The organism is Streptomyces sp. NPDC087901, assembly GCF_044742205.1.
Lineage (GTDB): Bacteria > Actinomycetota > Actinomycetes > Streptomycetales > Streptomycetaceae > Streptomyces.
The window spans coordinates 1-10,011 of record NZ_JBIUUC010000041.1; the positions used below are offsets into that span (position 1 = coordinate 1).

Here is a 10,011-nt window from a genome sequence, read left to right on the forward strand (position 1 = left end):
CGGCATCGAGCCCGCCCTGCTGCCCCCGGCCCCCGCCCAAGCCGCCGCCCCGGCAGCCGCCGTCGCCGTGGAGACGGCCCCGCAGCCCGAACTCGTGGGTGCCCGTCAGCATGTTCTGGCCGAAGAGGAGTCACACGAAGCTGCCCCACCGCTCGCGGAGCCGGTGCGGACGGAGTACAGGGAAGACGCCGGAAGCGCTGTCGAAGGGGAGAAGCCGGCGCTGCCTGAGATCGACTACGACGAGGCGATCCTGGGCTATGCCAGCCAGTTCGGGGAGTTGCCGAACGCCCGGCAGTTCGGCCTGTTCCTCGCGAAGTACGGAGTCGTTGACCCTGCCACAGGCGGTGTGCTTCCGGAGGTGCTGCTCCGGCCCGTCCTGCACGAGTTCAAGGTGACGCAGCACCAGGTGAGCGCCCCGAAGGCAGGTGTAGCTCCAGCCGGCGCCGATCAGGCGGCATCCGTTTCGGCCGCCGATGCTGATGCCCTCGGCACGGAACCCGACCCTGCGGCAGGCAGTACGGCCGAGGCTGGCCGATCCGTGGCCGTGTCGTCTTCGCCTGAACCGAAGGCTGCCTCCCAGCAGGAAGACCAGCCGACTATGGAGCCAGTCTCGCTGATGAACCAGGCCGACCACGGTGGAGGACGACCGCAGCAGATGCTCGATCTTCCGGCACCGAGAGCGCCTGAAGCACCCCCTGGCAAGCCAGGTACCTGGGAGGCCACCGTCACCAGCACGGGTGCTGCTGCTGCGCTGGTACCCGCCCAGCAGAGCGTCGAGCCCGAACTGGACCCGGTTGAGCAGCAGATCGACACCGTGGTCGGGTGGCTGGTCGAGGCGGAGGAGTCCGGTGGTCGGCTCACCGGTGCCGAGGTCGCCCGTCGGCTGGGTCTGTCCCCGAAGACGGGACAGCGGCGTGTGAACGCCGCGGCCGAGCGCCTCGAAGGGCAACGGCGGCAGCAGGGCCGCGCACATCTGCGGTCGGTCAACCGCTGACCGAACCACCGCTCGCACGTGGCCGGTGACTGTTCTTGGTCGTCGGCCACAGCCATGTCGGGCCCCGAACTGACCGGTCTCCACCATGACCGATGCCAGCAAGTCGGTCACCCTCTCATCGCACTTTTCGCACTTCTGCGTGATCCATCTGAGCCAGCCCTCCCCGCCCTTCGGCCGCCACTTCGCAGTCTCTCCGTGGGTAGCCAGGACTGGCACTCCCTGCTCGACTGAGCCCTCGTTGACTCCACAAAGACCAATAGGGGCGCGACCGGCGGCCGTGACCGGTGACCGACGAGACGGTGACCGACCGGCGACCGGCGGCCGTGACCGGTGACCGGTGACCGGCGAGCACGGTGACCGACCGGCGGCCGTGACCGGTGACCGGTGACCGACGAGCACGGTGACCGACCGGCGGCCGTGACCGGTGACCGGTGACCGACCCGACCTGCATCGGTCGCCGGTCATGACCGGTCCTGTGTTTCGGTCATGGCCAATGACCGGCCGCTTTGACCTCGCGCCGACAGGCCCATCAGGACTGCAGCGCGGACGCACTCACCAAGCCGTGGTGAGTTCTCGTGGTGAGTTTGCATGGTGAGTTCCGCGCGAGCTCACCCGTGGCAGGTGCCGTGGTGACTTCTCATGGTGAGTGGTCAATCCTCCTTTCGGCAGGCCGACAGCGGCCCGCTCACAAGCAGCTGAGGCGAGCCAGAATGTCGCGGCATAGGCGCTGTACTTCCGCGTCGTTGTCGACGCTCCGGAATCGTCCCCCGCGTTGGGGCAGTGTGAGCTCGGCCTGGATGCGGGGGAGGGCTGGTGCTGCGGCCGGGCCCATCCGGTCGAGGCAGGCCAGGACGTGGTTGCCTGTCGCGTCGTTCTCTTCCCAGGCGGCCAGCAGCGTCTGCACAACAACGAGGACCAGCGGCCGCCGGCGGGGGGCTGCCTCCGCGCCTCTGCAGGGCATCGCGGGTGAGCTGTTCTCGACGGGCGGTCAGGCTGAGTTGGTCGTACGGTCGGTGGGGGTGCCCTGACAGGACGGCATTCTCTGGGTTGGCCCCGCGGTCACTTCGCACGTACGCGGGGTCAACTGCTTTACAGACATTTGAGTGCCAGCGTGACACGAACTCAGGCGTGGGCGACCGACATGCTCAGAAGCCTGCCTCGCTCTCCGGGTAGCTCCCCGCAGCGAGCAGCCGGTACATGGCGGTTGTTGAGCCGAATTCTGTGTCCAGTTTGAGGCGGCGTAGACCGGTGTCCTACGTGAGGGTGCTCTCCGGTGATCCAGCTGCGCAACATCCGTCAGGCCAGCTAGCGTGCCGTCTCCGACCCGAAGGCCATGGGGGAGTGCACTTGAGTCCGATCACGTACACCGTCGACATCACGTGGCACGACGTAGAGGCCATTGAGCGGTTCGTAGGAGAACGCATCCGTCAGCAGGCCGCGCAGGTCTCGCAGGAGAGCCCGGAGGGCAGGATCGCGAGGGCGCTGGGCGCATTGGTGACCGACTCGGTGTGGGATGCGCGAATTGCACTGGAGGTCGACGAACCGGCGCTCACGGACGACAAGCTGCAGCTGCACCACCAGTTGAAGGAGGCCTGGCGCCGTCTCGTAACAGTGGCACTGTGCTGGCAGGACGATCCGGGCTATCAGAAGGACCGCTGGCGGTACGTCACTCACACGGACGCAACCTACAAGCGGACTTTCCGCTCAACCGTCCTAGCTGCCGTCCAGCGGTCTGCCCAGTGAATGCGAGGCGCGGTTGACACTTTCAGGCAGCCGACTCCCCACGAACGACGTGGAGTCAGCCGCGCGCGCACGGTCCCTCCCCAGAGCGGCGGCGATCCGGGAGTCCGCTCGGGAACCCCCGTGCGCATGATCGGTCGATCAGCCACATCACGGGCTGATCGGCCGGGTGCTGGATGGGCCGTCTGAGCTCGGCCTGCCGGCTGTGATTCAGGGGCCGGTTCCAGCGGCCGCTTTGCAGGTGGGTGCGCATGCCCAGAGTTCTGTCGGGTCGGTGAGGATCCCGTGGCCGGTGGAGAAGGTGCCGAGCGGGCGGTCGGCGTGCAGCCGGGCGTTGCACAGGGCGCAGCTCCATCCCCTGATCTGGTCGAGGGTCAGGCGGGCCAGGTTGAGAGGTGGGGTGGTGCGCGGGCCCAGTGCCGCCTGCAGTGCCTCGCGTAGTTGCGGGGTGCTGGTGAGGGTGCGACGTGAGCTGACCAGCCAGTAGGGGCCTGGTGGTGACTGACGGGTTGTGGGGGGAATGACGACGTGGTTCGTCTCTCCCAGGGCCTGGGACTGGAGAACGTCCCAGTCATGGGTGCTGCCGGCCGGGACGAGGAAGTACATCGTCCGGGCAGCGGGATCCACGAGAACGGGGCCTGCTGCAGAGCCGAGCCGTTCGAGAGCCTCGAGGCCGAGGAACCGTCCCACCCGGACCGCGTCCCATGCCGTCCCTGCGGCCACGATGCGGGTTCCGTCCGGGCCTGCGGCCTCGTTCTCAGCGGTGCTGGCAGTGTTCATGACGGTCCTCTGGTCGACGGCGTGAGAGGCGACCGTACGAACCGACCCGCGCGACGTCTCGTACGCGCTGTACGGGCGTACTGGCCGTACGAGTACGTGCCGTCGTCACATCAGCTGCAGCCGCTCGGCCAGCGCGACGGCCTGGCGCCGGTAGGTCGGGCGCGACTGGCGGACCAGGGAGGTAACCAGCTTCTGGGCGAGCGGGCTGCGGTTGAGGTCCTCGGGGGCCAGCTGCTCCAGCTCCAGGAGGTGGACCAGCACGGCGGCGTAGTCGCGGCGCAGGGCGTAGCAGGCGGCGACTTCCATGCCGAAGGTGAAGGTGCGTTCGTTGGACGCGATCTGGCTGATGTCGACCTGGTCGGCCAGGCGCAGTCCTTCGAGGGCGTCGCCGTCCGTCATCTCGACCGACAGGGCGTGGAGCTGCACGTTGGTGGGCCCGAACACGGTCCACAGCACGTTGCCCTCACCGGCCCGCTGCGCGAGCGGCATCACCTTGTTCAGCCGGTCGCGGGCAGCCCAGGGACGCCTGGCCTTGGCCTCGGCCACCGTGACAACGAGTTCGAGCGCCCCGCGCACCGCCACCGTCTCATCCGACATGGCATGTGCGTGGTCGAGCTGCGCCGCGGCGGTCATTGCGATGTCGACGGCGTCGGCTTCGCTGCCGGGCTGGGAGAGCAGCACGTGCCCCAGATTCCAGTGGGCCACGGCGATCCGCAGGGCGTCGTCCGCGTCCTCGGCTGCTCGCAGTGCCCGGTCGGCCGACATCATCGCCAGGTCCATGCGGCCGGCCCGCCGGCAGTAGGAGCGAAGCATGCCGTAGAGGTCGGCCGCCGTGCGCAAGACCTCGCGCCGCTCGCCGGCATCGGGGCTGGTGCGCAGGGCACGGACGGTTCCCTCGACGTCGCGGATCAGGTCCGGTAAGAGGCGCTCCGCAGTGGTGAACCGGGTGGGGGAGGACTGCCATGTCCGCCAGAGCCCCTCGACCCGCTCCCGAAGGCCGGCGGCAGTAAAGGGGACTGCGGGAGGCCGATGGTGTCCCAGCAGGGCCTGCGCCACCCGCGATCCCACAGGAGGTGACGCGTCGGCCGTTGCCTCGGGAACGTCGCCCATCAAGGATCCGACAGCCAGTTGGAGTTCCGCGGCAAGCCGGGCCATGACGTCACGGGCCGGGGTCTTCAGTCCGCGCTCGATCTGGGACAGGTACTCCGTACTGATCCCGCACAGCCCCGCCACCACCGCCTGGGTGCGCCCCTGCTCGATCCGCCGCTGGCGGATGCGGTCACTGAAAGGCAGCATGGGCCGGTCCTTCATGGCCCTCCCTCCGTGCGGTGTCCGGCCCAGCGTAGAACCGAACTCAACACCGGAGACCGGGATTCACCCAACGTGTGACACCGTGGAGCTCCGCTACTGCCCACCCAGGCCCGGAGGCCGATGATGAAGCTCGTTCTCTGGGACATCGACCACACCCTGATCGCCACCCGCGGCGTCGGGCGCGAGCTGTTCGGCCAGTGCTTCGAGCACGTCACCGGACAGCCCATGAAGCAACAGGCACTGGTCGACGGCATGACCGAACCCGTCATCTTCCGCGAGACCGCACGCCTCCACGGCATCGACACCGACCGCGCCCAGTTCGAAGCATTCGCCCGCTGCTCAGCCCAGCGCCATCAGGCACACGCCCATGATCTGCGCGAGCGCGGCCACGCCCTGCCCGGCGCGGCCGCCGCACTCGCGGCCGTGGCCGCCATGGACGACGTCGTGCAGAGTGTCGTGACCGGCAACATCCGCCCCGTCGCCGAGATCAAGCTCGCCGTCTTCGGACTCGACACCCACATCCGGTTCCCCTGCGGCGGCTACGGCGAGGACCACGACGACCGGGCCGAACTCGTCCGCACAGCGATCACCCGCACCGCACAAGCATCGGGAGCACCTCTGCGCCCGGCGGATGTCCTGCTGATCGGCGACACCCCAGCCGACGTTGCAGCCGGCCGGGAAGCCGGTGTTGCCGTCCTGGCCGTTGCCACCGGACGCACCAGCCTCACCGAGCTCCAAAAGGCCGGGCCCACACTGGCCGTCTCCGATCTCCAGGACGTCACCCCCCTGCGCACACTCCTGACCTGACCAGACCCCTACGAGGGACAGCGACGCCCGAGAGGTTCAACCCCGTGGCGCTGCGCCGGTTCGTAGTCGGTGGCGCAAGCCCACGGTCACCTCCCTCAGCCGCCGAAGGCGAGGTACGTGCTGACGGTGAGGCCGGAGAAGGTGATGAGCTGGCGGGGCTTGAGGCAGGTGAAGGCGGCGTGCATGGCGATGCCGGCAGCGGCGGCGTACGGGGTGGTCTGGGGGATGAGCAGGGCGGGGGGCAGTGCGAGTTCCGTTGTGATCGCGGCGGCTGCGGTCAGTTGCCAGATGCGGATGTCGCGATCGGTGAGGTTGCCGAGGTGGCGTCGGACGATGCCTGGGACGGCGTACTGGCCCCGTCGGTGGGGGAGCTGGTCCCTGACCTGGGTGTAGACGTGGACCCACTGGGCGAGGTAGAGGCCGGTGCGGAATTGCGGTGAGCGGAGTTTCTGCCAGGCGCTGTTGAAGTAGATGTCGGTGGTGATCAGCACGAGGAGGCATTGCGCCCAGGTGTTGGCGGTGCTCGGGTCGTGCTCGATGTGCAGGCCGTGGCCGAGATTTCCGGCGGCCAGGAGGCAGGTCCCGGTCAGCAGGGTGTACCGGACGGCGTTGGGGCTGCGGAGGTAGAGGAGTTCCATCGCGGCGCCGGCCAGGACGATCAGTAGTGACAGGCGGGGCAGGACCCCGCAGGCCAGGGTGAGGGCGGCGGCCGTGCGAATGATCAGCGCGGGCCGGTACAGGCTCGCCAGGTACCGGGTCCGGCTGGGGCCGTAGCGCTGTTCGGCGAGGTGGAGGCTGAGCGAGCCGGGAATGAAGCGGCTCCAGCCGCCCTGGCCGATGGAGAGGGCGAACCGGGCGGTGAGGACGGTGCCGTAGAGGATCCGGAAGTACTGGAGCCGGCCGGGGTCGGTGGGGGTGCGGAATCCGGAGGCGAGGGCGTCAAAGAACCACACGGCCATGCCTCACTTCGACCGGCTGCTCGCCGCGGTGGGAGAGGATGCGGCCGTTTCCGTCGATCCGTTCGTAGTGGCCGCTGCGGATGAGGTGGTCGAGGATCGTCTGGAGCTGGGGCGGGCCGAGGATGAAGCTGCCGGGGGAGAGGTAGTCGTAGACGTTGACCAGCTCGATTCGGCCGTCCTTCGTCGTGCCGCTGAGCGAGACGACTGTGAAGGTGGCGCGGCAGAACATTTTCCAGCGCAGCCAGCGGCCGGGCCGGGTGGTGAAGGCGCTGATCATCCAGAGGGTGAGAGCGAGGGTGGCGGCGATCTGGCAGGTGGGCAGCACTAATTCGGGCATGGGTGAGACCTCCGTGTCGGGAGGGTGCAGGTGGCGGCGGGCCTCGGCCCGCCGCGAGGTCAGCGCTCGGCTTTGGGAGGCCGTTGCATCAGTGCGGCGGCGGCCTGCTCCAGGGTGAGCGTTTCGTGCAGCAGCGCGGAGATGACGTCGGTGATGGGCATCTCGACGTCGTGGGCGTGGGCCAGGGCGAGGATCGCCTGCGCGGACTTGACGCCCTCGGTGGTCTGCCGGGTGGCGGCGGTGGCTTCAGCGATGCTGAGGCCCTGGCCGAGGTGCGTCCCGTAGGTCCGGTTCCGGGAGAGGGGCGAGGAGCACGTTGCCACCAGGTCTCCCAGTCCGGCGAGCCCGGCGAGGGTGGCGGGGTTGGCGCCCATGGCCACGGCCAGGCGGGTGGTCTCCGCCAGGCCCCGGGTGATGAGCATGGCCTGCGCGTTGTGGCCCAGCCCCATCCCGGAGGCGATACCTACGGCCAGCGCGATCACGTTCTTCACCGCCCCTCCCAGCTCGCACCCCGTCACATCCGTGCTGGTGTACGGGCGGAAATAGGGCGTGTGGCAGGCCCGCTGAACAGCGTGGGCGGCACCTTCGTCGGGACAGGCGATGGTCGCGGCGGCAGGCTGCCCGGCCATGATCTCGCGAGCCAGGTTCGGCCCGGAGAGCACGGCGACCCGCTCCGCGGGGAGACCGGTCACCTCGGTGATGACCTGGCTGGCCCGCAGCCCGGACCCGACCTCGATGCCCTTCATCGTCGACACGATCACCGTGTCCGGGCCGATGTGTGGGACCCAGGCGGCCAGGCTGGTTCGCAGGGACTGCGCGGGAATGGACAGCACCAGGAAGTCAGCACCGTCCAGCGCCTCAACCGGATCGGTGGTGGCCGTCAGGTTGCGCGGCAGTTCGACGTCCGGGAAGTACGCGGGGTTGCGGTGCTGTGCGTTGATGGCGTCGGCGATCTCACCGCGCCGGGCGTGCATGGTCACACTGGTGCCGGCGTCGCCCAAAATCTTGCCGACGGCGGTGCCCCAGGACCCGGCCGAGAAGACCGCCGCACGGGCGCTGCGCTGCTGAGTCACTGCGGGTTCCTTCCGGTCGGCCGGTCGCCGGGGTGGCTGTTTGGCCTGGTCATCGTATCGGCCGACCCCATGCCGGCCTGTCCGTGCGGGAGACGCCGCAAGGTCAGCAGGATGGCCCGGCGGCCGCGCAGGGTGGGCAGCGTCTGCTTCGCTTCGCGGAGCATGTGCCGGGCCGGGATCTCGCCCAGTTCGTGCCGCAGCTGGACGGCGTGCTCGATCCACAGCCGGTACAGGCGCTCCCACATCGCAGGCTCGCCGGGCCGTTCGTCCACGTGCTCCTGGACCAGCCCGGCCGCGGCGAGCTGGTCGTGCCACTGCGGGTTCGTTCCTCGTCGCAGCGCCCGGGTCACGGCCAGGCGACCGCCCGGCGCCAGGATCCGGGCGAGTTCGCTCAGCGCCGCCCCGCGGTCGGTGGCGCGCCCGAGCGCGTCCACGCACACGATGCCCTGGGCGTGGCCGGTGGGCAGACCGGTGTTCTCAAACCCGGCGGTGCGGAAGACGGCGCGGTCGCGGTGGGTGCCGAGGAAGGCGGTTCGGCGCGCGGCGGCCTGGGCGGTGGCGACGGGGGAGAGGTCGAAGCCCTCCAGGCGGACAGCCAGTGCACGGGCCAGCCACAGGCCGATTCCGCCGGTGCCGCACCCGGCATCCACCAGGAGCCGTCCCGGGCGCAGGCGCAGGCGCGCGGTCAGCAGCCCCAGCAGATGCCAGTCGCAGGAGCTGGAAGCGCCGACCTCTGCCGGGTAGTCCTCGCCCATGGCCGTCGCGTAGAGATGGCCGACCAGGCCGGTGCCGGCCCGGGCGGCATAGAAGGCGTCGTACTGGGACGCCCGTTGGCCCGGCTGCACGGTGGTGGGGTTCATCGGGGCATCGACCTCCTGATCCGGGAGCGGGTGCCGGGGCACACGACCTGCACGGCGTGGACGGGGCTGTGCGGTGCGGACAGGTCCAGGGCAACCGGCTCGTGCCCGGTGACGTGCTCGACGCGCCGGGCCACCGCCGAAGCCTGGGCGGCGAACGAGCCACCCACCAGTGGGAGGCGGCCCGTTGCCTGCGGCCACGGCGTCAGCCCGGCCGTCCGTGCCGGGCTGAAAGCGGTGGTGTCGAAGTTGCCGGGATCGGTGGGCAGATCGTCGCGCATCCCGGAGATGGCGGTGAGCCGGGACTGCGCCGCCTCGGTCAGTGCCCGCGTCAGCGCGATGTCAGGGAGGCTGTGGCAGCCGCCGCCGGCGAACACGACGGGGTGGTCCTGGGACCACAGGTAGGCCACGCACACCGGCAGCCCGTAGGGGCTCTCCACCAGTGCGATCTCCAGTGCCATGCCCGCCACGGTCAGCCGGGCGATCACCTCCTGGCCGTGCGGGTCCTCAACCGTGGCGGGGTCGATCAGCGTGCGCCGCCGCCCGCCAAGCTGCCCGTCCCGGTACAGCACGTCGCGTTCCACCACCTCGAACAGGCCGTGGAGCACGGCCTCGGCACGGGTGTTGCCGCACGCCAGTCCGGTGCTGGTCGCCCGCCACACATCCGGGGTCCACTCGGGCCGCTGCGAGCGGCGCCGGACCAGGTCGACCGGCATCAGCACCCTCTCGCCGCGCACCAGCGCGGTGGCACTGGTCCAGTCCCACACCAGAGGCGCCAGGGCCTGTTCGGAGTACGGGGATTGCAGCGGCAGCGCGCTCAACGGGCAGCCGGGCGCGACGTCGGCGGCCGGGCCGCGGGCCGCGATGGGCAGCGGCTGCTCGACATGCCACAGCTCGATCGCCTCCATGACCGCCGACAGCTTCGCCAGCAGCGGAGTAGCACCCTTCCCCTGCGACGTGCTCAGGGTCCGCGATGCGGGCCGGACGGCGGTGAAGACCGGCAGGCCTATGCAGTCCAGATGGGTCAGGTCCGCGACCCGGGTGATGCCGTACTCGCCTAGGAGCTGTCCGGCCGATCATTGATGGCGTGCGTATGGCTGCTGCTTGGGCGCCTGTAGCGACGGTCTGAAGTCGATTGCTGGATGCCTGATGC

At 69.8% G+C, this 10,011-nt stretch carries 8 protein-coding genes and 2 pseudogenes; 3 read left to right on the plus strand and 7 right to left on the minus strand.

Annotation, left to right across the window (positions count from 1 at the left end):
• Together ACIOEW_RS40905 and ACIOEW_RS40910 are read left to right on the plus strand one after the other, a co-directional pair.
• Positions 1 to 994, plus strand: a pseudogene (locus ACIOEW_RS40905) (hypothetical protein); the annotation flags it as partial.
• Positions 995 to 2,341: 1,347 nt separating this feature from the next.
• On the plus strand, positions 2,342 to 2,737 hold the full coding sequence (locus ACIOEW_RS40910; RefSeq protein WP_401970658.1) for a hypothetical protein: 396 nt from the start codon (positions 2,342 to 2,344) through the stop codon (positions 2,735 to 2,737).
• 207 nt (positions 2,738 to 2,944) lie between these two features.
• Here the strand turns inward: ACIOEW_RS40910 and ACIOEW_RS40915 are convergent, their stop codons facing one another.
• Both ACIOEW_RS40915 and ACIOEW_RS40920 read right to left on the minus strand, forming a co-directional pair.
• Positions 2,945 to 3,514, minus strand: coding sequence for a hypothetical protein (locus ACIOEW_RS40915; protein WP_401970660.1), 570 nt, complete (start codon positions 3,512 to 3,514; stop codon positions 2,945 to 2,947).
• 105 nt (positions 3,515 to 3,619) lie between these two features.
• Positions 3,620 to 4,810 carry a helix-turn-helix domain-containing protein gene (locus ACIOEW_RS40920; protein WP_401970662.1) on the minus strand — a complete coding sequence of 397 codons (1,191 nt, stop codon included), beginning with the start codon at positions 4,808 to 4,810 and terminating at the stop codon, positions 3,620 to 3,622.
• A 135-nt stretch (positions 4,811 to 4,945) separates the two neighbouring features.
• Here ACIOEW_RS40920 and ACIOEW_RS40925 point away from each other — a divergent pair, with 135 nt between their 5' ends.
• Positions 4,946 to 5,632, plus strand: a complete 687-nt coding sequence (locus ACIOEW_RS40925; RefSeq protein WP_401970664.1) for an HAD family hydrolase — start codon at positions 4,946 to 4,948, stop codon at positions 5,630 to 5,632.
• Positions 5,633 to 5,727: 95 nt separating this feature from the next.
• On the opposite strand, the gene ACIOEW_RS40930 is transcribed toward ACIOEW_RS40925, so the two are convergent.
• From ACIOEW_RS40930 to ACIOEW_RS40950, 5 genes and pseudogenes are all read right to left on the minus strand, one after another.
• Positions 5,728 to 6,591, minus strand: coding sequence for a hypothetical protein (locus ACIOEW_RS40930; RefSeq protein WP_401970667.1), 864 nt, complete (start codon positions 6,589 to 6,591; stop codon positions 5,728 to 5,730).
• A complete protein-coding gene (locus ACIOEW_RS40935; RefSeq protein WP_401970669.1) occupies positions 6,572 to 6,928 on the minus strand; it encodes a hypothetical protein in 357 nt (118 codons plus the stop codon). The genes ACIOEW_RS40930 and ACIOEW_RS40935 overlap by 20 nt, the downstream gene beginning before the upstream one ends.
• Before the next feature lie 59 nt (positions 6,929 to 6,987).
• Complete coding sequence (locus tag ACIOEW_RS40940; protein WP_401970671.1) at positions 6,988 to 8,001, minus strand: NAD(P)H-dependent glycerol-3-phosphate dehydrogenase; 1,014 nt, start codon at positions 7,999 to 8,001, stop codon at positions 6,988 to 6,990.
• A complete protein-coding gene (locus ACIOEW_RS40945) occupies positions 7,998 to 8,861 on the minus strand; it encodes a class I SAM-dependent methyltransferase (protein WP_401970672.1) in 864 nt (287 codons plus the stop codon). Before ACIOEW_RS40945 ends, ACIOEW_RS40940 begins: the two co-directional genes overlap by 4 nt.
• Positions 8,858 to 9,916, minus strand: a pseudogene (locus ACIOEW_RS40950) (YcaO-like family protein); the annotation flags it as partial. The gene ACIOEW_RS40945 and the pseudogene ACIOEW_RS40950, both read right to left, overlap by 4 nt.
• Between the last annotated feature and the right edge of the window lie 95 nt (positions 9,917 to 10,011).